Annotated in this window: 20 protein-coding genes and 6 pseudogenes; 13 read left to right on the forward strand and 13 right to left on the reverse strand. The window is 67.4% G+C overall.

Going from position 1 to position 19,325, the window contains the following annotated elements; translation table 11 throughout:
- A partial coding sequence (locus tag U9983_RS09885) for a class I tRNA ligase family protein (RefSeq protein ID WP_322753757.1) occupies positions 1-179 on the reverse strand: 179 nt, incomplete at its 3' end.
- An 81-nt stretch (positions 180-260) separates the two neighbouring features.
- On the opposite strand from U9983_RS09885, the gene U9983_RS09890 reads away from it, so the two are divergent.
- A complete protein-coding gene (locus tag U9983_RS09890; RefSeq protein ID WP_322753718.1) occupies positions 261-395 on the forward strand; it encodes a hypothetical protein in 135 nt (44 codons plus the stop codon).
- 105 nt (positions 396-500) lie between these two features.
- On the opposite strand, the gene U9983_RS09895 is transcribed toward U9983_RS09890, so the two are convergent.
- Entirely contained in the window at positions 501-1,727 is a 1,227-nt protein-coding gene (locus tag U9983_RS09895) for a CaiB/BaiF CoA-transferase family protein (protein WP_322753719.1), read from the reverse strand.
- A 75-nt stretch (positions 1,728-1,802) separates the two neighbouring features.
- Positions 1,803-2,087: pseudogene (locus U9983_RS09900) on the reverse strand (hypothetical protein); the annotation flags it as partial.
- Between the two features lie 476 nt (positions 2,088-2,563).
- Between U9983_RS09900 and U9983_RS09905 the strand changes: the two are divergent.
- Positions 2,564-3,241 carry a TetR/AcrR family transcriptional regulator gene (locus tag U9983_RS09905; protein ID WP_322753720.1) on the forward strand — a complete coding sequence of 226 codons (678 nt, stop codon included), beginning with the start codon at positions 2,564-2,566 and terminating at the stop codon, positions 3,239-3,241.
- 156 nt (positions 3,242-3,397) lie between these two features.
- On the forward strand, positions 3,398-4,000 hold the full coding sequence (locus U9983_RS09910) for an SDR family oxidoreductase (RefSeq protein ID WP_322753721.1): 603 nt from the start codon (positions 3,398-3,400) through the stop codon (positions 3,998-4,000).
- A 76-nt stretch (positions 4,001-4,076) separates the two neighbouring features.
- On the opposite strand, the gene U9983_RS09915 is transcribed toward U9983_RS09910, so the two are convergent.
- Positions 4,077-4,958: an LLM class flavin-dependent oxidoreductase gene (locus tag U9983_RS09915; protein WP_322753722.1), complete on the reverse strand. Its 882-nt coding sequence runs from the start codon at positions 4,956-4,958 to the stop codon at positions 4,077-4,079.
- A gap of 119 nt (positions 4,959-5,077) precedes the next feature.
- Positions 5,078-5,317 (reverse strand): annotated as a pseudogene (locus U9983_RS09920) (hypothetical protein); the annotation flags it as partial.
- 165 nt (positions 5,318-5,482) lie between these two features.
- Between U9983_RS09920 and U9983_RS09925 the strand changes: the two are divergent.
- Positions 5,483-7,093 (forward strand): CocE/NonD family hydrolase, encoded by a 1,611-nt coding sequence (locus tag U9983_RS09925; RefSeq protein WP_322753724.1) that lies wholly within the window; start codon positions 5,483-5,485, stop codon positions 7,091-7,093.
- 74 nt (positions 7,094-7,167) lie between these two features.
- A complete protein-coding gene (locus U9983_RS09930; RefSeq protein WP_322753725.1) occupies positions 7,168-7,887 on the forward strand; it encodes an enoyl-CoA hydratase/isomerase family protein in 720 nt (239 codons plus the stop codon).
- A 72-nt stretch (positions 7,888-7,959) separates the two neighbouring features.
- On the opposite strand, the pseudogene U9983_RS09935 reads toward U9983_RS09930, so the two are convergent.
- Positions 7,960-8,550: pseudogene (locus tag U9983_RS09935) on the reverse strand (aldehyde dehydrogenase family protein); the annotation flags it as partial.
- Positions 8,551-8,552: 2 nt separating this feature from the next.
- Here U9983_RS09935 and U9983_RS09940 point away from each other — a divergent pair.
- Positions 8,553-8,792, forward strand: a complete 240-nt coding sequence (locus U9983_RS09940) for a TauD/TfdA dioxygenase family protein (protein ID WP_322753727.1) — start codon at positions 8,553-8,555, stop codon at positions 8,790-8,792.
- A pseudogene (locus U9983_RS09945) lies at positions 8,789-8,938 on the forward strand (SDR family NAD(P)-dependent oxidoreductase); the annotation flags it as partial. The gene U9983_RS09940 and the pseudogene U9983_RS09945, both read left to right, overlap by 4 nt.
- 29 nt (positions 8,939-8,967) lie before the next feature.
- Here U9983_RS09945 and U9983_RS09950 read toward each other — a convergent pair.
- A complete protein-coding gene (locus tag U9983_RS09950; RefSeq protein WP_322753728.1) occupies positions 8,968-10,143 on the reverse strand; it encodes a DUF2993 domain-containing protein in 1,176 nt (391 codons plus the stop codon).
- Between the two features lie 427 nt (positions 10,144-10,570).
- A pseudogene (locus tag U9983_RS09955) lies at positions 10,571-11,610 on the reverse strand (dihydrodipicolinate reductase).
- A 211-nt stretch (positions 11,611-11,821) separates the two neighbouring features.
- Here U9983_RS09955 and U9983_RS09960 point away from each other — a divergent pair.
- From U9983_RS09960 to U9983_RS09985, 6 genes and pseudogenes are all read left to right on the forward strand, one after another.
- On the forward strand, positions 11,822-12,328 hold the full coding sequence (locus U9983_RS09960; RefSeq protein WP_322753730.1) for a MaoC family dehydratase: 507 nt from the start codon (positions 11,822-11,824) through the stop codon (positions 12,326-12,328).
- On the forward strand, positions 12,325-13,134 hold the full coding sequence (locus U9983_RS09965) for a CoA ester lyase (RefSeq protein WP_322753731.1): 810 nt from the start codon (positions 12,325-12,327) through the stop codon (positions 13,132-13,134). Before U9983_RS09960 ends, U9983_RS09965 begins: the two co-directional genes overlap by 4 nt.
- 23 nt (positions 13,135-13,157) lie before the next feature.
- Positions 13,158-13,409 (forward strand): annotated as a pseudogene (locus tag U9983_RS09970) (acyl-CoA dehydrogenase); the annotation flags it as partial.
- Positions 13,410-13,435: 26 nt separating this feature from the next.
- Positions 13,436-14,416, forward strand: a complete 981-nt coding sequence (locus U9983_RS09975; protein ID WP_416211334.1) for a phosphotransferase family protein — start codon at positions 13,436-13,438, stop codon at positions 14,414-14,416.
- 241 nt (positions 14,417-14,657) lie between these two features.
- On the forward strand, positions 14,658-14,894 hold the full coding sequence (locus U9983_RS09980) for a hypothetical protein (RefSeq protein ID WP_322753734.1): 237 nt from the start codon (positions 14,658-14,660) through the stop codon (positions 14,892-14,894).
- 73 nt (positions 14,895-14,967) lie between these two features.
- Positions 14,968-15,786: an SAM-dependent methyltransferase gene (locus tag U9983_RS09985; RefSeq protein WP_322753735.1), complete on the forward strand. Its 819-nt coding sequence runs from the start codon at positions 14,968-14,970 to the stop codon at positions 15,784-15,786.
- 32 nt (positions 15,787-15,818) lie between these two features.
- Here U9983_RS09985 and U9983_RS09990 read toward each other — a convergent pair whose 3' ends face one another.
- From U9983_RS09990 to U9983_RS10010, 5 genes are all read right to left on the reverse strand, one after another.
- Positions 15,819-16,862 (reverse strand): acyl-CoA desaturase, encoded by a 1,044-nt coding sequence (locus U9983_RS09990; protein WP_322753736.1) that lies wholly within the window; start codon positions 16,860-16,862, stop codon positions 15,819-15,821.
- Positions 16,863-17,225: 363 nt separating this feature from the next.
- Positions 17,226-17,615, reverse strand: coding sequence for a DUF2784 domain-containing protein (locus tag U9983_RS09995; RefSeq protein WP_322753737.1), 390 nt, complete (start codon positions 17,613-17,615; stop codon positions 17,226-17,228).
- 329 nt (positions 17,616-17,944) lie between these two features.
- Positions 17,945-18,340, reverse strand: coding sequence for a MarR family winged helix-turn-helix transcriptional regulator (locus U9983_RS10000; protein ID WP_322753738.1), 396 nt, complete (start codon positions 18,338-18,340; stop codon positions 17,945-17,947).
- Positions 18,341-18,471: 131 nt separating this feature from the next.
- Positions 18,472-18,906 carry a PIN domain-containing protein gene (locus U9983_RS10005; protein ID WP_322753739.1) on the reverse strand — a complete coding sequence of 145 codons (435 nt, stop codon included), beginning with the start codon at positions 18,904-18,906 and terminating at the stop codon, positions 18,472-18,474.
- Positions 18,903-19,139, reverse strand: coding sequence for a CopG family transcriptional regulator (locus tag U9983_RS10010; protein WP_322753740.1), 237 nt, complete (start codon positions 19,137-19,139; stop codon positions 18,903-18,905). The genes U9983_RS10005 and U9983_RS10010 overlap by 4 nt, the downstream gene beginning before the upstream one ends.
- Positions 19,140-19,325 lie beyond the last annotated feature (186 nt).

Raw genomic sequence — 19,325 nt, forward strand, 5'->3', positions numbered from 1 at the left:
TCGGCACCCTGTACGTTCTTCAGGGCGTTGTCATCGGTGCCGGTCTGGAAACGGACGTCATCACCACGTTGGCGGCGGTGGCGCGCCAAGACGTCAGTCTGGACCATCTCCAAGGCGTGTCCGACGTGCGGTCTACCGTTGACATACGGAATTGCTGTCGTCACAAAGTAGCGACCCATCACGGCCCTTCTGCCCCGCCGGTCGCCGCTTCGGGTTGAGGAGGCTCCGGGTCGGGGGCCTCCTCGTCAGTCGGTCAGGACATGCGGAGGAGGCCGGAGACCATCATCATCCGGCTACGCATCGCCATCGTGACGGCGGATGTCCCCAGCATGAGCCGGATCTTACACGAGATGGCGGCCGGGCTGGCTGCGAGTTGGGCCGACGGCGTCCCGTAGGGTCAGGCGGAATCGATCACCCGTGCCGCCTCGGCCGCTGCGGCGCGCGCGCTCGCGCTCGCGCACCCACGCACGCACGCCGCACGCCGCACGCCGCACAGGAGGTCAGATGACCCCGTCGTTGCGCCAGGCCTCGATCTCGGCAGGCTCGTAGCCCAGCTCGGCAAGCACCGCGTCGGTGTGCTCGCCGAGCGCGGGCACAGCGTCCATCGACGGCGACCATTCGGCTGCGACCGGCGGCGGCAGCAGCGCGCGCACGACCCCGGTCGGCGTCGTCACGTCGCGCCAACGCCCGCGGGCGGCCAGGTGCGGATGGTCGAGCACGTCCTGGACACCGTTGAGGCGCGCGTTGCCGAGCCCGGCCGCGTCCAGGATCTCCTGGGCCTCCTTGAGAGTGACGCCCTTGGCCCAGGCGCTGATCACCTCGTCGAGGTGGGACCGCTCGCGGACCCTGTCGGCGTTGCCGGCGAAGGCCGGGTCGTCGGCGAGGTCCGGCCGGCCGAGCACCGAACGGGCCAGCCGTTGCCACTCGCCGTCGTTGGTGGTCCCGAGCACGGCCGTCTGCCCGTCGGCCGTCACATAGGCGCCGTAGGGCGCCACAGCCGGCGAGCCCACCCCGGCCGGGTCCTGCTCGATGCCGGTGCCCATCGTGAAGTTCAGCGGGTAGCCCATCCACTCGGCGACCACGTCGAACATGCTCACCGAGATCGCCGAGCCGCGCCCGGTCGCCGCCCGGGCGTAGAGCGCGGCGAGCACCGAGGTCAGGGCGTACATCCCGACGCCGAGGTCGGCCAGGGGGATCCCGGCCTTGGCCGGCCGGCCCGGCTCGCCGGTGACCGCGCACGATCCGGCTTCGGCCTGCACCAGCAGGTCGTAGGCCCGCTTGTGGGACAGCGGACCGCCCTCGCCGTAGCCCGAGATGTCGACCGCGATCAGGCGGGGATGCCGGGCACAGGCATGTTCGGCGTCGAGCCCACGCCGGCTCGCCGCACCCGGGGCGAGGTTCTGGATGAGGACGTCAGCCCGGCTCAGCAGCCGCTCCAGCACGGCCGCGCCACGCGGGTCGGCCAGGTTGAGGCTCAGCGACTCCTTGCCCCGGTTGACCCAGACGAAGTGGGCGGCCATGCCGGCCTGCGCGCCGTCGTAGTGCCGGGCGAAGTCACCGCCGCGCGGGTTCTCGACCTTCACCACCCGCGCTCCCATGTCGGCGAGGTGGCGGGTGGCGATCGGAGCCGAGACGACCTGCTCGAGCCCGACCACCAGCAGCCCCGCCAGTGGTCGCGGCCCGCCGCCGTCCGGTCCCGGCGAGCCTGGCCGCTGCGGCACCGTCATTGGTCCTCCTTGGGCGGCAACGGGGATGTCGTACCGACCGCCGCTGCGGTCGGTACCAGAGCCTGTCTGGTAGATCTACTGCATCTTTGCCTTCATCTCGTCCAGCCGCATCAGAACCGGGTAACCGCTGACGCTCAGGGCGTTGCCGTGCCCGGTCTGGTGAATGTCGAAGACCGACTGGATCGCGGCGTAGAAGCCCTGCACGTCCAGGGTCTGGTTGACGGCACGTTTGGCCTGGCGCAGCCCGAACGATGGCATCGTGGCGATGTGCTCGGCCGCGCCGCCCAGCAGCAGCTCGCCCGCTTTCGCCCGCTTGAGCGCGAACTGAAGATCGTTCTCCCAGGTGAAGCCCATGGCCCCGCGGCCACGCGCCGGCGTGGGTCGTCAGCGGCGATCGCCAGCTCCACGGTCTCGGCGGGTTCGATCAGCTCGGTCCAGCCGAGGTCGGCGTAGACCCGCCAGAGCGGAGCCGGCTCCACGCCGTCGTCGACGCCCCCGGACCAGCGCGGGCGGGCACTGTCTGGCGAGGACCTCGTGGACGGTCTTCTGCCACAGCTGCTGGTCGGCGTCGAACTCAAAGAGCATCCCGACCTCCGGGGACGAACCCGCCGACGAACGCCGAACCGGACAGCGCGTCGGCTGAGCTGAACGGCCTCACGATCTCAGGGTCGGTCTGGGAGATCCAAGCCACGAACGGCCCTCCTCGCTGGCATTCCAGGCGAACAGGTGCGAGAATACAATTCTCCGAGAATGGAAGTAAGAGTCTTCTTATACTTCGGCAGCACAGACCAGCGGAGGCGGTGGGCCGACCAGTACCGTGCAGTAAGGTTCTGCACATGGCGCAGAAGGCGGAGCTGCCCGTGATCATGCCAAGCGAAGAGCCGGCCTGGAAGCAGCGCGCAGTCGAGCGCTCCACCAAGGCCGCGAAGCTCCGGGCCGAGCGGACGGTAATGCGGTTCCTCGACGCCGCCCACCTGATCATCACGGAGAAGGACAGTACCGACTTCACCGTACAGGAGGTCGTCGACCGGTCCCGCCAGTCGCTGCGCAGCTTCTACCAGCACTTCGGCGGCAAGCATGAGCTGCTGCTCGCCCTGTTCGAAGACGCCCTGCGCCGGGGGACCGACCAGATCCGCACGGCCGCGTATGACCAGTCCGATCCACTGGACCAGCTCAGGGTCGCCGTCCACCTGCTGTTCGAACTCTCCCGACCCGTCCCGACCGCACAGCGTCCGCTGTTCACCGATTTCGCCCCGCAGTTGCTGATCTCCCATCCTGCCGAGGTGAAGGTCGCCCACGCGCCGATGCTCGCGCTGTTCACCGAAATGATGTCGCAGGCCGAAGCCGCCGGGCACCTGCGCTCCAGCCTCAAGCCCCGCCGCGCGGCCGCGCTCACGATGGAGACGGTCATGTTCGTCGCCCAGTCCAGCGGTGTCGCCGACGACGAGAACCCCCATCCCATCACCGCCGACGAGGTGTGGGATTTCTGCGCCGCGGGATTCGCCCAAGGCTAGATCGTCGACGAGTCGGTAGCGGCGGCCCCGGAATGCCGGCGGATGGTCGGTGCCGGGTCGATCGCGCGGTAAGAGCCTGTATTCGATCTTTAAGAGCCGGTTTTAGATCTTTCTCTTGATCAGGGAGCCGCACCGCAACGGTCCCCGTCGATCGACGTGAGCGCCGACGCCACCAACGAGGATGACGTTCAGGCGGCGATGGCCGAGGCGGAAGCCGCGGGGCCGCTGAGGATCTCCGTGGACACCCACGGCGGCCCGGCGAGCGGGGGACGGCTGATCAACAAGGACGGCAAACCGCTCGACCTCGCCGGGTTCCGGACGACCATCGAGTATTACCTGACCGGTGTCTTCAACGTGCTGCGCCTGGCCGCCGCCGCGATTGCCCGGCAGGAGCCCGTCGACGACGACCGGGGTGTCATCATCAACACCGCGTCGATCGCGGCATACGAAGGCCAGATCGGGCAGGTCCCCTACGCGGCCGCCAAGGGCGGCGTGGTGGGCATGACCCTCGTCGCCGCCCGCGATCTGTCTCCGTTCGGGATCCGCGTCGTCACGATCGCCCCGGGAATGTTCCTGACCCCGGCATATGGCAAGGCAGGCGAGCAGTTGGAAGCGGCCTGGGGCCCCCGAATCCCGCATCCCAAGCGCATGGGCCGACCCGCCGAGTACGCGGCCCTTGTTCAGAACATCGTCGAGAACGACTACCTCAATGGCGAAGTCATCCGCCTCGACGGCGCACTTCGGTTCCCGCCGAAATAAGAGCACCTCCGACGAGATGAGAGCGCCCTCCGCACCTCCGCACCGCACATATGCCGCGCGGAGGTGCGGAAGGCGCTCAGCGCAGCGCCGCGATGACCTCACCGAATATTTCGAGCGTCGGCGTCGGGGCGAAATCGGTGAACCAGGTGTAAAAGCGCTCCACACCGCGATCGGCAAGCGCGCGGAAATGAGCTGTCAGCTCGCGGACGTTCCCGACGACCATCCCATTCTCGCCGGCCATCGGGCCGAATCGGCGCAGCGCGGTGGCGACCGTCGCCGTCCGCTCCGCTTCCGTCGAGATGACGGTGACGAGCTGCTGAACGGAGACCCGGGCCTTTCCCGCCCGCGGCCGCAGCCGGTCGAGGTGCTCAAGTGCGGTGACGGGTAGATTCCACCAGTCGGCGTAGGCGGCCACCAGGTCGAGGGTGCGCGGCCCCGTTCCGCCGATCACGATCGGGATGTGCCGCAGCGGGGTCGGGCGAGGGCGCACATCGCGGAGCGTGTGGTGGAGCCCCTGGTAATTCACCGTTTCGCCGGACCACAGCCGCTGCAGGACCTCGAGCGTCTCGGCCAACCGGGCGACGCGCACCCGCGGCGCGACGTCGCCGATGCCGTAGGCCTCGATCTCATCGGGCATGGAACCCCAGCCCAGGCCCAGCTCGAAACGGCCCCCGGACGCATGGTCGAGGGTGACCGCCTGCTTGGCCAGCAGCGCTGGATGCCGGAACGCATCGCAGAGCACCAGGTGACCGACGGCCAGCCGCTCGGTGCGGGCGGCCAGCCAGGTGGCGGACACGATCGCTTCGAACATCGGCGCGTCCAGCGCACCGGGCGGGGCGAGATGGTCCATCAGCGCGATGCCGGTGAAACCGGTGCGTTCCGCGGCAGCCGCGCGCTCGACGATGCCATCCATCGACATCCGCAGCTGGGGTAGGTAGAGGTGACATTCGACTGCCATGGCGCTCCCGGTTGCTGGACGGGTGATTCCAAATGATCAACATGTGCCGGACGGCGGCGGCCATGGCAACGATCCTCGGCGGTCCGGTGCAGCGTTGCAGCGGTGGCCCGAGGCGACGCTCAGATCCACGCCGTGCAGGACGGTGGTCTCTTCGTAGCCGACGCGTATGTCGCGCAGTTGGAGGAGGGCGCTCGGTGTCTGCCGCCTCGCTCCGTCGCTCGCGCCGGCCGCGGAAAGTCGTCAACCGCGTGCAGCTCCTGCGGCCACTTCTGCCGGGCCAGGCCGCAGCGGTCGAAGTGGGCCCGCACCTGGTCGAGCGTGGGCATGGGGTGTCCGACCTTACACCGCACCACGGCCGCGAGCCCACGCGTCAGCAGGTCTCCGATCGTGTCCGGCGTCCACCAGCCCTCCGCTTCGTACCGGCTGACCAGCTTGACAGGTATTGTTCGCATATTGTTGTCTCTCGCTTCACGAGAGTAGAACTCCCTCAAAGAGGAAACCCAAATTCCAGACCTGGGAGAACGATGAACCTGAGCAGCCATCTCCTCCAGCGCATGCTGAAACTCTCCCCGCCCGCAACCCGGGATCTGATCATCCAGCGGGATCTTCGAGTGCCGATGCCCGACGGGGTCGACCTGCTGGCGGACAGGTGGGCGCCACGGGTCGGTGGCGAGACGTTACCGACCGCTCTGCTCCGTTCCCCGTACGGCCGGGCGGGGGTGCTCGGCCTGAGCATGGCCAGGCCGCTGGCCGAACGCGGGTTCCAGGTGCTGATCCAGAGCACCCGCGGCGGGTTCGGCTCCGGTGGGATCTTCGACCCGCTGCGGCAGGAACGCGAGGACGGCCTCGCGACGCTGGAGTGGGTGGTCAAGCAGCCGTGGTTCGGCGGCTCGATCGTGCTGGTCGGCCTGAGCTACCTGGGCTACGTCCAGTGGGCGGTGGCCGATCACCTGCCGCCGGAGGTCAAGGCGATGATCCCGCATATGACCGAGTCGGCGCTGACACTGGAGTTCCTGCGCAAGGACGGCATGTCCCTGGAGACGCCGTTCGCATGGGGTGCGTTGATCGCCACCATGGAACGCCGTTGGGCGATGTTCGGCAAACCGATCCAGGACAGGAGAACACGCCGCGCTCTGCAGACGCTTCCGCTGGGCCGGGCCGATGTCGCCGCCGTCGGCCACCGCACGGACTACATCCAGGACATCCTCGCGCACGACACGGACGACCCGCGCTGGGCCGGCATCGACCACCGGCACCGGGTGGCCGACGTGACCGTGCCGGTCAGCTCGATCGGCGGCTGGTACGACATCTTCCTGCCCGGCCAGCTCCGCGACTTCCAGATCCTGCAGGCGGCGGGGCGCCCGGCCCGGCTGACGATCGGGCCGTGGACGCACACGTCGTTCAACAACACGGCGATCAACGAGGCCATCGAGTTCGGCCTTCGACACGCACGCGGCGACCAGCCACCGCATCGCGCAGCGGTGCGGCTGTTCGTGATGGGCGAGGACGCCTGGCGTGACGTCGACTCGTGGCCGCCGAGCGGCTACGAGTCGCAGCGCTTCCATCTGCGGCCCGACGGTGCGCTGTCGACCGAACAGCCCGGCGAATCGGCGCCCGACCGGTACCGCTACGACCCGGCGGATCCCACCCCCGCGGTCGGCGGCGTGCGCCTGCTCACCGACAGCGGCCGCGTCGACAACACGGCCCTGGAGGCCCGCGCGGACGTGCTCACCTACACCACCGCCGTACTCGACCAGGACGTCGAGGTCATCGGCGAGGTCAACGCCGAGATCTGGTTCCGCTCCAGCCAGCCCCACGCCGACGTGTTCGTCCGGCTCTGCGACGTCGACCCCCGCGGCCGCTCGTACAACGTCTGCGACGGTCTGACCAGCCTGTCCGGCGCCGACGAGACCTCTTGCGTGACCGTCGGGCTGTGGCCGACCGCCTACCGTTTCAAGCGTGGCCACCGGATCCGGGTCCAGGTCTCCAGCGGAGCCTTCCCCCGCTACGCCCGCAACCCCGGCACCGGCGAACCACGCGCCGCCGCCACCACCCTCCACGCCGCCGACCAGGCGGTATACCGCGACCCGACACACCCCTCAGCGGTGATCCTGCCGGTCCGTCAGCCGCACTGACCGCCAACCCCGCCACATTCGGGAATGCTACTCTCGCCATCGAGAATATTGATCTCGTCCATGAAGTAGAGTGCATGATAGATCTTGAAGTGGACCGGGGGCTGGCGGTCATCACCATCGACCGACCACATGCACGCAACGCCATTGCGCTGGCCACCATGGGCGAGTTGGACAAGGCCCTCGACGCGGCAGCAGGCGCTGCGGCACTGGTCATCAGAGGTGCCGGCGACCGGGCGTTCGTCTCGGGCGGCGATCTGAAGGAACTGGCGGCGATCCGAACGGAGGACGAAGCGACCGGCATGGCCCTGCGGATGCGGGGATTCTGCGATCGGCTCGCCGCCTTCCCCGCCCCGGTGATCGCCGCGCTCAACGGCCACGCCCTGGGTGGCGGGGCCGAGGTCGCGGTGGCCGCCGACATCCGCGTCGCCGCCGACGACATCACAATCGGCTTCAACCAGACGACGCTGGCGATCATGCCTGCCTGGGGTGGCGCCGAGCGACTCGCCACCCTGGTCGGCAGGGGCAGAGCACTGTTGCTCGCGGGCGCCGGAACGCTGCTCGACGCCGCTGAGGCCCAGCGTGTCGGGCTGGTGGACCAGGTGCTGCCCCGGGCCTCCTTTGACGACGGCTGGCGCTCCCTGGCCAGGTCGCTCGCCACCGGCCCGGCCAGAGAGATCAAGCGCGTCATGACCGGAACCGTCCCTCCGCACGAGGCGGCGCGCGCCTTCGCGCGCCTGTGGGTGGCCGACGAGCACTGGGATGCCGCCGACAGGCTGATGCGCCGTAACAAGTGACGTGCTGGTAGTGGCGTCCGATGGACGCCACTACCCTGAGCGATCAGGTGACCGCGCCGGCCACCTGCGGCGTCACGCGACCGGCACGGCGATGGTCTTGCGCTCCTGGAACTCCTCGAGGCCGGCGACGCCACTTTCCCGGCCGATGCCCGACTGCTTGTACCCGCCGAAGGGGGCGTCGGGGGAGAAGTAGTTGCCGCCGTTGACGCTGATCGTGCCGCTGCGGATCCTGCGCGCCACCGCGAGGGCCCGGTCCTCGTCGCGGCTGTACACCGCACCGGACAGGCCGAAGATCGAGTCGTTGGCGATACGAACGGCGTCGTCCTCGCCGTCGTAGGGGATCACCGCGAACACCGGTCCGAAGATCTCGTTCTGCGCGATCTCGCTGGCCGGATCGACCCCGGTGGGCAGCGTCGGCGTGTAGAAGAAGCCAGGATCGACCCGCTTGCCGCCGGTCACCAGCGTCGCGCCCGCCGCGACGGCCCGCTGGACCATGCCGTCCACCTTGTCGCGCTGCCGTTCGCTGATCAGCGGCCCCATGAAGGTCTTGGGATCGGTGGGATCACCGTAGGTCACTCGGCCGAGATAGGCCGCGACCTGCTCGACGATCGCGTCGTGATGGGCCCGGGGCACCAGCAGCCGCGAAGTGATCGCGCAGCCCTGCCGTGATCGGCGCGACGGCCGAGTACGTCATCGGCATGGAGCCCACCGAGAGCCGGGCGCTCCTGGACGAACTGCTCGCCTGGTCCACCCAGGAGCGCTTCCGTTACACCCACGACTGGCAGGTCGGCGACCTGATAATCTGGAATAATACCGGCATATTGCACCAGGCTCTGCCGTATGACGCATCCTCCGAGCGAACCCTGCACAGGATCACCCTCGTGGGCGAGGAGGCCTTCTCATGAGGGCCGCTGTCGTAACCGGTGGCGGCTCCGGCATCGGCCGGGCCGTCGCGGAACGGCTGAGCGCCGACGACTACCACGTCGCCGCGCTCGATCTCAACCCAGGCGACGCGGCTTTCGCCGAAAAGGCGGACGTGACCGACCGCGCCCGCCGCGGGATGTGGCCAGCGGGATGCGCTCAGCAGCCCCGGATCGGGGGCGTCGTCGTTGTCTGTGTCGTGTCCAGCGTGATGTGATCCGCTTCGGCGGTCACCTCGATGCCGGTCGATGTCGCCTTCGCCGAGGTCAACTGCAGATTCATGGGCAGCCCGCTGAGTGGCACCGTCACGGTCAGGATCTGCACCGCGCCGTGCGGGATACTCAAGGCACCCAGGCCCTTCACGCCGATACCGGTGGGCGCGATTGTGAGTCGGTTGTTCTGGACGCTCGCCTGCACATCACCGAAGACCGTGATCTGCCCGACGATCGGGATGTCCACGGGCGCCGAGACCTGCATGCCTGTTCCGGCCGGAGCCAACTGGACCTTCCCGGGTTGGGTGGCGAGGTAGGCATTGAGGTCGGTGAAGGTGAAGCGCACCGAACCGACCACCCGGTCGATCGGCACCGTCTTCACATCGTTACTGATCATCTTGCGAAGCGGGACGTGCACACCGTTGAGGTGCACGTTGATGTCGTCGACACACAGGTCGGGTACGGCGATCCGGTGCATCCGGAAGCCGATGTCCTTGTAGCTGCCCCACATCACCTGGGTCAGGAACGGAATCCCTCCGACGGACGCCTCCGGCCTGCTCGGCAGGTGCTGGCTCTTCTGGACCTGGCTGACCAATTGGGATGCCGCGACGTGGGCCCCGACCCGGTCCACCACGCTGAGCACGACGACCTGGAGGACAAGGACGATCAGAAGCAGCCGGCGTCGGGACCGCCGGCGGCGACGGCGAGGAGGCTCCGCCGCCGGCAGCCCCTCCGCACCGGGCAACCCCACCGCACCCGACAGCCCCTCCGCCACGGGTGGTCCCTGCGCCACCGGTGGTCCCCACCGTCGTGCGTCGAGATCGTCCGGTCCACCCGGCGGCAGCGGCCGGGTGGGTGATTGTGCCAGGTGGGGCCGAGTGTCCGCGGGGCGCGGGACCACGCCCCCGACCTCGCAGACATCGCCGACATCGCCGCCGGCCATACCGGCGGTATGGAGACCGGCAGGCTGGTGGCCGCCGGTGGTGTTCTGTTCGCCTTCCTGCCAGTGACCCACGTTGTCAGCACTCCGTTTCGTGTCGAGCAGGACAGCCGAGGCCAGACCGAACACGATGCCCACCATGAACACGATGCCCACCACGATGCCGACCACGAAGTCGACCACGAAGTCGACAGCGGAAGGTAGCCATGAGTGAGGTCTCCAGATCTGCTCTCGGGTACCCCTCAAGCGTGTCCGGGCCGGCCTGTCCCGTCATCGTCCGCCCGCCGACACTCCCTGCTACGCAGAACGCAGTACACACCGCCCGGAACATCCGCTACCGGGACGACACAGGGCTCCATCCCGCAGCAGAGGGCAGCCTCGTGCCGGCCACGAGGCTTCACCGGCTGCCATGTGATGCCGCCGGTGAACAGAATCCAAATAACAAAACCAGAATGCGTAGGTCGTTGAGGCCATCCTGATGACCAGAACCACCTACCGTTCGGCCGAATGTCGTCCGACAGTAGGTGGAATTAGCCGTTATGATGACATTTTCTACCTACGATGCCGTTGTATACAGAACCTGACCACCGCCGGGACTGCGGCGGCGCGGTCACCCGAGCGCGGCGACGATGGGGGGAAGGTCGACCGTCGAACGGATCCCGGGGGTGCCGCGCACACGAAGGGCACGGCGTTGACGGCGCGGTTCGCCGTGTATCCGGGCGACATGGCACCCATCCGCTCAAGAGGCACCGGAAAACGGATGTCGATGTCGAGCGGCGCGTCACCGTCGACCGAGATGTGCCAGCCGGTGGCGCGGACGTCCCACGAGGGATCGAGGTCGGTGGTGCAGTACCACATGGCACGGAAACACAGCACCGGCCGACCGTCTCGCATACCCGACACCGTCATCCGCTGCGCGGCCACGGTGCCGGCATCCAGGGTGCCGGCGGCGATCCGGACCGCGCGCCGCGCGGTCGCGACCTCCCCGCTCGCCTCCAGGGAGTCCAGCGGCATCGAGAGCGCATCTGCGACGAGCTGCAGCGACGGACCGGAGCTGATCCGTCCGTGGGACAGCCGGCGTTCATCAAGCTCCGCGGGAGGCTTCCCGAAGCCCATCACGTCGAAGAGCAACCCCGGCGAGTCGCGTTGCGAGAAATCTGCGAACTCGCTGATCGTCAGGTTGTCGAGCCGCCGCTGGATCGAGGTCAACACCAGCGGCACAGCCTCCGTGATGAACCCGGGACTGCTGCCGGTGCTGTGGATCGAGGTGCCACCGCGGTCGCATGCGGCCTCGACCCGCTCGCGAACCGCCGGATCGAGACTGTCCGCACGATGGAACTCGCCCCGGGTCGTGGCGATGTTCGCGCCCGCTGCCAGTAACCGGCAGACCTCGTCGATGTCGCAGGTGGCCGGCATGTACAGGATGCAGTCGGCGCCGAGCGCCAGGATCTCGTCGATGTCATGGGTCGCGACGACCCCGGTCGGGCCGAGCCCGCACAGCTCGCCGGCATCACGTCCTGCTTTGGCCGGCGTATGGACGTACACCCCGGCCACGATCAGGTTCGGGTGCTCGATGACGGCCCGCAGCGCGCGGGTCCCGATGTTCCCGGTGGCCCACTGGACGACCCGGTACTGCGGTGTGGCGTCCAATGGGCGTTGGCCCTCGGCCGCCCGTAACCCGGCGAGATCCCCTGCCACGTCGCCGCACCCTCCACTCTCCAGTGGGGAAAACGCTATTCTCCGAAAGCGAGATGGTCAATGCCGATCCGCCTTCCCCCGCTTCATGGAGATGAACACCCGGCTGGAGCCTGACCTCTGACCCGAAGCCGAAGCCGAAGCCCCGACCGACGGAGGTGAACCGATGAACGGCGCAGACGACCACCGCCGTCGCATCGAACAGCGTGGCCTGTGGTTCGACGAACTGGAGATCGGCGTTGTGTACGTGCACCGGCCCGGACGGACCGTGAGCGAAGCCGACAACACCCTGTTCACCACGTTGACGATGAATACGCAGGCGCTGCACCTCGACGAGGCGTGGAGTGCCACCCAGCCCTTCGGTCGCCGCCTGGTCAACAGCATGTTCACCCTGTCGACCCTCGTCGGCCTGTCGGTCAACCAGCTCACCCAGGGCACCACCGTGGCCAACCTCGGCTTCTCCGACATCCGCTTCCCGGCGCCGGTCTTCCACGGCGACACCCTCTACGCCGAGACGACCGTGGTGGACAAGCGGCGCTCACGCAGCCGACCGGGCCAGGGCGTGGTCACCTTCGAACACACCGCACACAACCAGGACGGCGAGGTGGTCGCGGTCGCCGTGCGTTCCGCGCTGATGCTGTGCTCCGACCCGGGCCCGGAGGTGAGTCGGTGACCACCGACCTGCCCGGACCGGCGCTGTTGTTCTGCCCCGCCGACCGTCCCGACCGATACGCAAAGGCGGCCGCGGCGGCCGACGGCGTCATCCTCGACCTGGAGGATGCCGTCGCCGCCGAGGACAAACCCCGGGCACGTCAAGCGCTGCGCGAGACCCTGCTCGACCCGATCCGCACGATCGTGCGGATCAACCCGGCCGGCACCGACGACTACGCCGAGGACCTGGCGGTACTCGCCGACACCCCGTACCAGACCGTGATGCTCGCCAAGACCGAGACGGCCGAGCAGGTGGCCGCCCTCGCACCACGCCGCGTTCTCGCACTCTGCGAGACCCCGCGCGGGGTGCTGGCCGCACCGGCCATCGCCGCCGTCGGCAACACCGTCGGCCTCATGTGGGGAGCCGAAGACCTGGTAGCCGCGCTCGGCGGACGTTCCAGTCGGGACCCCAGCGGCCGCTACCGCCAGATCGCCATGCACGCGCGGGCCAGCGTCCTGCTCGCTGCCGGCGCCCACCTGCGCGTCGCCGTCGACTCCGTCTACCTCGACATCGCCGACCGGGACGGACTCGTCGGTGAGGCACAGGACGGGGCGGCCAGCGGATTCACCGTGAAGGCGTGCATCCACCCCAGCCAGGTCGCCGCCATCCGGCACGCCTTCCTGCCCTCACCGGAGGAGGTCGACTGGGCCCGACGGGTACTCCAGGCGGCCCGGCAGGCGGCCGGCGTGTTCTCCTTCGAGGGCCGGATGGTCGACGCCCCCGTCCTGCGCCACGCCGAACACATTCTCGCCAACCATCCGCAGTGACGCCCGTTCGCCGGCGGATCCGGCGGGCGATGCAGGTGCACGGTGCGCTTGACACGACCAGCAAGGTGCCGTTCTTCCACATGATCCACAGCGCTGGCGTCATGGGCCTCGCTGACGGCTCGACCGAGGTCCACAAGGTCACCGTCGCCCGCCAGGTTCTGCGGGACTACCGGCCGAGCGACAACCGCTGGCCCACGGAGCGGATCCCGAAGAAGGTGGAAGCCGCCAAGGCGACGTTCGCCGACTACCTCGAGCACGAAATGGGGAACCTGTGATCGACTTCGAGCGGCTTGCCGCCTGGATGGACGAGAACGACCTGCCCGGCAAGGGCGAGCCGCTCGAGCACCGCTTCCTGTCGGGCGGAACCCAGAACGAGATCTACGAGCTGCGCCGCGGCGAGAACCGGTGCGTCATCCGGATCCCACCACAGAACGCGCCGGCCGATCGCGACGAGGGGATCCTCCGCGAGTGGCGGATCATCGAGGCGCTCGACGGTACCGACGTGCCCCACACCGAGGCCATCGCCATGTGCGCCGACACCTCGGTCCTCGGCCGCGCCTTCTACCTGATGGGCTTCGTCGACGGCTGGTCGCCGATCAGCCGCAAGACCTGGCCGGCGCCATTTGACACCGATCTCGACGCGCGGGCCGGGCTCGGCTACCAGCTGGCCGAGGGCATCGCCCTGTTGTCGAAGGTCGACTGGGCGGCCAAGGGCCTGCACGACCTCGGCCGTCCGGACGGCTTTCACGAGCGCCAGGTCGACCGGTGGACGAAGTTCTTCGAGCGGATCAAGGGCCGCGAGCTCGAGGGCATGGACGTCGCCTCGGCGTGGCTGCGCGCCCACCGTCCGATCGACTACATCCCGGGCCTCATGCACGGCGACTACCAGTTCGCCAACGTCATGTTCGCCGACGGAGCGCCGGCCACGCTGGCCGCCGTCGTCGACTGGGAGATGGGCACCATCGGCGACCCCAAGCTCGACCTGGGTTGGATGATCCAAAGTTGGCCCGAGGACACCATGGCCGAGGCAGCGTCCACGGTCAGCTACGTCGACCTACGGGGTATGCCGAGCCGCTCGCAGGTCCTCGCGCACTACGCCGAGGTGTCGGGCCGGCAGGTAGACGACATCGACTACTACATCATCCTCGCCAAGTGGAAACTCGCCATCGTGCTGGAGAAGGGCTTCCAGCGGGCCGGGGACGACCACCAGCTGCAGGCGTTCGGGCCGGTGATCGTCGACACGATGAAGGCGGCGGCCGAGCTGGCCGAGACCACGGACTGACCCGGCCCGCGTCGGGGGGCGGCCGTGGACACCGGCACGCCGAGTGGGCCAACGACGATGCGATCGTGGTTCGGGCGCATCGCCTTCGGCCGCAGTCCCCGTGGGCCAAAGGCGATGCGATCGTTTTTCTGGCGCATCGCCGGAGGCCGCAATCCCCACAGCACCAACGGGGGCACCCGCTGGGCACGGCTGGTCCTGCACCGCCCCCTTCCCGTGCTCGTCCTCGCGGTCGAGCCTCGGGATGATCGCCGTGCCGGTGCTGGACCTGCAACTGGGCACATCCTGGGACGCGGCCAAGCCCACCTTCACCACGGAGCGGGGCACCTACGACGACCTCGCCCAGGGTGTCGTCTCGGTCTCGTCGGCCCGGTTCAACGCCGCGGGCGACACCGCGGTCTTCGCCGCCGTCCCGGCCACCGGCCCCAGTGACACGACGACGAAGGACATCGTCCACACCATCCGCAAGGCGGTGCCCTGAGAGCGACCGGCAGGGCACCGCGCAATACACTGCCCGCAACGATCATCAGCCCGGCCGGCGGAGGGGTACCGTCATGACCAACAGTTCGTCCAGCACAGACCACCGGCAACCGGCCGGTATCGACCCCACCGTGCCGCACTCGGCCAGGGTCTGGAACTACTGGCTTGGCGGCAAGGACCACTTCGCGGCGGACCGCGAGGTCGGTGACCGCATGCTCGCTCTCATGCCCGACCTGGTCGACTCCGCTCGCGCAGACCGGGCCTTTCTGGGTCGTGCCATCCGCTACCTCGCCGGTGAGGCGGAGGTTCGTCAGTTCCTCGATATCGGCACCGGGCTCCCCACCGCCGACAACACCCACGAAGTCGCCCAGACGATCGCACCGGAGTGCCGCGTCGTCTACGTCGACAACGACCCCATCGTCCTGGTGCACGCCCGCGCACTGCTCACCAGTGTCCCGCAGGGCGTCACCGACTACCTCGACGCAGACGTGCGCGACCCCGACCTGATCCTGCAGGCTGCCGGCCGGACGCTGAACTTCGATCAACCGATCGCGCTCATGCTGGTGGGAATCCTGTGCTTCGTCACGGACGACGAGGCACACGCAATCGTGAATCGACTTCTCGACGTCGTACCGTCGGGCAGTTACCTGACGATCGCCCACCCCACCTCAGAAGTGCACGGCGAGGTGATGAAGAACGCCGTACGGGACTGGAACGAAGACGGCCCCTACCAGCTCATCCTCCGCAACAGCGATGAGATCGCCCGCTTCTTCGACCGCATCGAGCTGCTGGAACCCGGCGTGGTTTCGTGTTCGCAGTGGCGCCCCGAGCCCGGCGATCCCCATGCCGACATCAAGGTGGCCCAATTCTGTGCCGTCGGCCGGAAGCCCTGACGCAGTGCTCTGCACACGTCCGCTCGGTTTTGTCATCGGATGACGTAGGCGGCGTGGGGACGCCTGATCTTGCCTAGGCGATGCAGATACAGCATGACCTGCCCGAAGGATCCCAGCAGACCGACTTCAGTGTAAGGGATGTCCTTCGACCTACAAAAATCCTGAACTATCGGACGTACACGGCGAAAGTTGGAGCGGGGCATCCGAGGAAAAAGGTGGTGCTCGATCTGGTAGTTCAATCCCCCCGTCGCCAGCGATACCAAACGCCCTCCGCGAATGTTTCGCGAACAGACTACCTGACGGCGAACAAAATCCATGTCGTCGTTGTCATACGTTGGCATCCCCTTGTGATTAACTGCGAATACGCAGCCGAGATAGATGCCGAAGAGGCCCTGCTGCACAGCAAAAAATACCAGCACTTTCCATGGCGACAGCACGGCGATGAGCATGCCGCTGTACGCCAGAAAGTGCATGAACAGCAGAACCGCTTCAGACGTTCGCCGCCTGGGCTTGAAGCCGGGTATGGCAAGCGCGCTCTTTATGTGCATTGATACAGCCTGAAACGACAACAGCGGCAGGAATGCGAAGGCTTGGACGCGCCGCGGCAGATACCGAACAGTGTCGTGCGAGCCGGCCTGACTCCAGGTCATCAGCATGAACTTGTTGGTGAGGTCGGGGTCCCGCTGCTCGTGGTTCGGGTAGGCATGGTGCCGAAAGTGGTTCGGCGCCCACCATCCATAACAGATTCCGATGGCCAGGTTGGCGTGCAGGAGGCCGATTCGCCGATTCGCCGATCGGCTCACGAGTATCTGGCTGTGGCTTGCATCGTGCGCAAGGAATGCGGTCTGAGTGAATGAGATCGCAAGAATCACCGCGGTTACGATCTGCCACCAAGAATCGCCGAGCAGGACAAAAGCGCCCCAGGTGACCAGGTAAAGCGCGACATTTGCCGCGATCAAGGTTCCATACGCTCCGTAACGCGGCTTCAGCAGACCCGCCGCCCGCACTTTTTCGAGCAACTCGATATAATCGCTTTGAATTTCCCGTTCTGGTCGAAGAGCGATGGCGGATTCCACAGGACCTGTCTCACCTGAATTACGCAAGAAACGTCGACCTCCCGCCGGAGTATACTCCATAGAGTGACACACGAGAAGCCTCGTGTTTTGAAACGCTCGTACGTCCTGATACCGTCTCACGTAAACCGGCGCTTCAACTTTCGGTCTCAACGTCGCCGTGCTGGATGAGGGTCGGTGGAGAGCTGCATGTGCGAGCCTACAGTAACGGTTCTAGCACTCGCCGGTTGACGACGGGCAGACCTGGGGTGTGCTTCAGGAGTCCGTTCGGGAAGCCATTCGTTGATCGATACGATGGTGACGGCGGATTCGTGACGGAAAGCGACCTAATCATACCGATCCGTGAGTCACCCCTCGTGGCCGGGCTCAGGCCGTCGGAGGGCGTGCGGTCAGACGAGCATGCGCATGACGGCGCCCCATGAGCAGACCGGTGTATCCGACGACGGTAACCACCACCGCAAGAGCCTGCATGAGGGGGTTCAACCCCCTCGGATACAGCTCACCCTTGATATAGTGATCAATGAACCCTCCCGCATAGACCTGCTCAGCTCCCATCCGCCGCAGGTACTTCTCCAGCCACGTCAGCGGACACGGGAAACCGATCCCGACGATCAGCACGCCCCACAGCGCCGCGGGGACGTGCAGCCACAGCAGCCCCGGCCATCGCCAGACGAGCAGCCCTCCCACGACGACAAAGATGATGAACGTGACGTGGACGGCCACCACGAGATCGGCCAGCAACCGGTAGCGCATCATTCCTTCCCAGCGGTCTGCGGCATACCACGTGAGCCGGCCTGCTGCACCTGCCGCACCCGGTAGTCATCCTACGCACTCACGCAACCGTGACGCAGAACCGGCTCAACGGGATCCCCACGTCAGACGGCCCTCGGTATTCCCGAGTGCATGCGTTGGCGCACCTCGTCGGTGCACTCACCCATTTCATCCGCCCCTCCGCGAACATGTCGGAAAGTGCGGCGGTTCGAGCATGCGGCTTGCATGCTCGAACCGCGCGAAGAAGCTCTCGACGGCGGGCCGGATCGAAGTGGGCATTTCATGACTCCCGATGTCGTGGATTGGGTGTTTCTTCAGAGGACGTCTGCGAGGCGGCTAAGCAGCGGAACGGACGCATGCAGGTGGGCCAGTTCCGAGTCGGTGAACGATCGGATCAACGCGTGCAGAAGCGCGTCGAAGACGGCTTGTTCGCTGTCTCGCAGCACATGGTGGCCCGCATCGGTAATTGCCACCGCCACCTTGCGGCGGTCCGTCGCATCCACGCTGCGCGTCACCAACCCGCGCCGGCGCAGCTCGCTGAGGACCGCCGTGATCGCCTGCGAGGTAACCCGCTCACGTCCCGCGATCGTTCCGGGCGAGGTCGGTCCTTCCCGCTGGAGACGGACGAGGACAGCCGCCTCGGTGAACGTGACGTCGGACCCCGCACCACTCGCTGCGGTCCCCACCACGATCCCCGTGACGGTGGTCACGCGACTGACCGTAGGCTCCCTGCGGGTGTCCGAAACTTGTCCGGGGCGCTGACCTGGGACTTTCGCGGACGCGGGATCCCGGTCCAGCGCCGACGTCACGACGGAACGGATCAAGCGCAGGCCCCAACGGGTCACAGGTCGTCCGGCAGGAGACGGAACGCCTTGTGACTGGTGAGCGGGCGCATCGCGCGGAAGTCGCGTCGGTCGAGTGTGAGAACGCTGTCGGTCTCGTACTGCTCCGCCAGCACCACGTTCACCGCGTCCGCCAGGTCTATGCGCAGATCGGCGTAGCGGGTCTGGACCGTGCGAGCCTTGCGGAGGGTATCGGCTGCCACCGCGGGGACCAACATGCGCATGGTCCGCTCCTGTTGTAGCAGCCAGTCATTGACCGCGTAGGCGGTCCTGCGGTCGATGTTGCGGGTGATGATGTGCTCGACTTCGGCGAACACCAGTGGAGAGACCACGGTCACCGATGCCTCACGCAGCGCCGAGCGGGCTGCCAGGTGTTCCGGATTGCCGACGTTGAAGGCGGCCACCAGGCCAGAGGTGTCACCAACGACGATCATGTGGTGTTGCCGATCCTGCCGTTCTTCTGAGTGACCGCTTGGTCGACCGCTTCGCGGACGTCGTCCTCGGTGACCGGGCCGCCGAAGTCGAGCGCCGGGATGTCCCAGTCGCCGGACCATCGGCGGGCGTGTAGCGCGGCGATACGGAACGCCTCACGAAAGTACTCGGCTTCGGGTCGGCCTTCGCGCGCCGCCGCCTCCTTGACGATCTGCAGGTACTCCTCGTCGACCATGACGGTCGTCTTCTTCAAAACCATAAGGTTATGGTACCAGCACCAGCACCAGCACCGGGCACAGCCGTGATCGTGTCGACCGGGTGCGGGCCCGCGGCAGATCCTGGCCGACGCCGTGACTACGCAGATCGCACCGTCCGCTGTGAATTCTGGTTTGTCATCGGATATCGAAGACGGCACGAGGAC

Source organism: Protofrankia sp. Cas3 (assembly GCF_963555955.1).
In the GTDB taxonomy this organism is placed as follows: domain Bacteria; phylum Actinomycetota; class Actinomycetes; order Frankiales; family Frankiaceae; genus Protofrankia.

What these genes read in the sequence shown, in the direction of transcription:
- U9983_RS09890 (WP_322753718.1), top strand. Translation starts at nt 261, where the DNA reads ATGCGGAGGAGGCCGGAGACCATCATCATCCGGCTACGCATCGCCATC.
- U9983_RS09895 (WP_322753719.1), bottom strand. Translation starts at nt 1,727, where the DNA reads ATGACGGTGCCGCAGCGGCCAGGCTCGCCGGGACCGGACGGCGGCGGG.
- U9983_RS09905 (WP_322753720.1), top strand. Translation starts at nt 2,564, where the DNA reads ATGGCGCAGAAGGCGGAGCTGCCCGTGATCATGCCAAGCGAAGAGCCG.
- U9983_RS09915 (WP_322753722.1), bottom strand. Translation starts at nt 4,958, where the DNA reads ATGGCAGTCGAATGTCACCTCTACCTACCCCAGCTGCGGATGTCGATG.
- U9983_RS09925 (WP_322753724.1), top strand. Translation starts at nt 5,483, where the DNA reads ATGAACCTGAGCAGCCATCTCCTCCAGCGCATGCTGAAACTCTCCCCG.
- U9983_RS09930 (WP_322753725.1), top strand. Translation starts at nt 7,168, where the DNA reads ATGATAGATCTTGAAGTGGACCGGGGGCTGGCGGTCATCACCATCGAC.
- U9983_RS09960 (WP_322753730.1), top strand. Translation starts at nt 11,822, where the DNA reads ATGAACGGCGCAGACGACCACCGCCGTCGCATCGAACAGCGTGGCCTG.
- U9983_RS09975 (WP_416211334.1), top strand. Translation starts at nt 13,436, where the DNA reads ATGGACGAGAACGACCTGCCCGGCAAGGGCGAGCCGCTCGAGCACCGC.
- U9983_RS09980 (WP_322753734.1), top strand. Translation starts at nt 14,658, where the DNA reads ATGATCGCCGTGCCGGTGCTGGACCTGCAACTGGGCACATCCTGGGAC.
- U9983_RS09985 (WP_322753735.1), top strand. Translation starts at nt 14,968, where the DNA reads ATGACCAACAGTTCGTCCAGCACAGACCACCGGCAACCGGCCGGTATC.
- U9983_RS09995 (WP_322753737.1), bottom strand. Translation starts at nt 17,615, where the DNA reads ATGATGCGCTACCGGTTGCTGGCCGATCTCGTGGTGGCCGTCCACGTC.
- U9983_RS10005 (WP_322753739.1), bottom strand. Translation starts at nt 18,906, where the DNA reads ATGATCGTCGTTGGTGACACCTCTGGCCTGGTGGCCGCCTTCAACGTC.
- U9983_RS10010 (WP_322753740.1), bottom strand. Translation starts at nt 19,139, where the DNA reads ATGGTCGACGAGGAGTACCTGCAGATCGTCAAGGAGGCGGCGGCGCGC.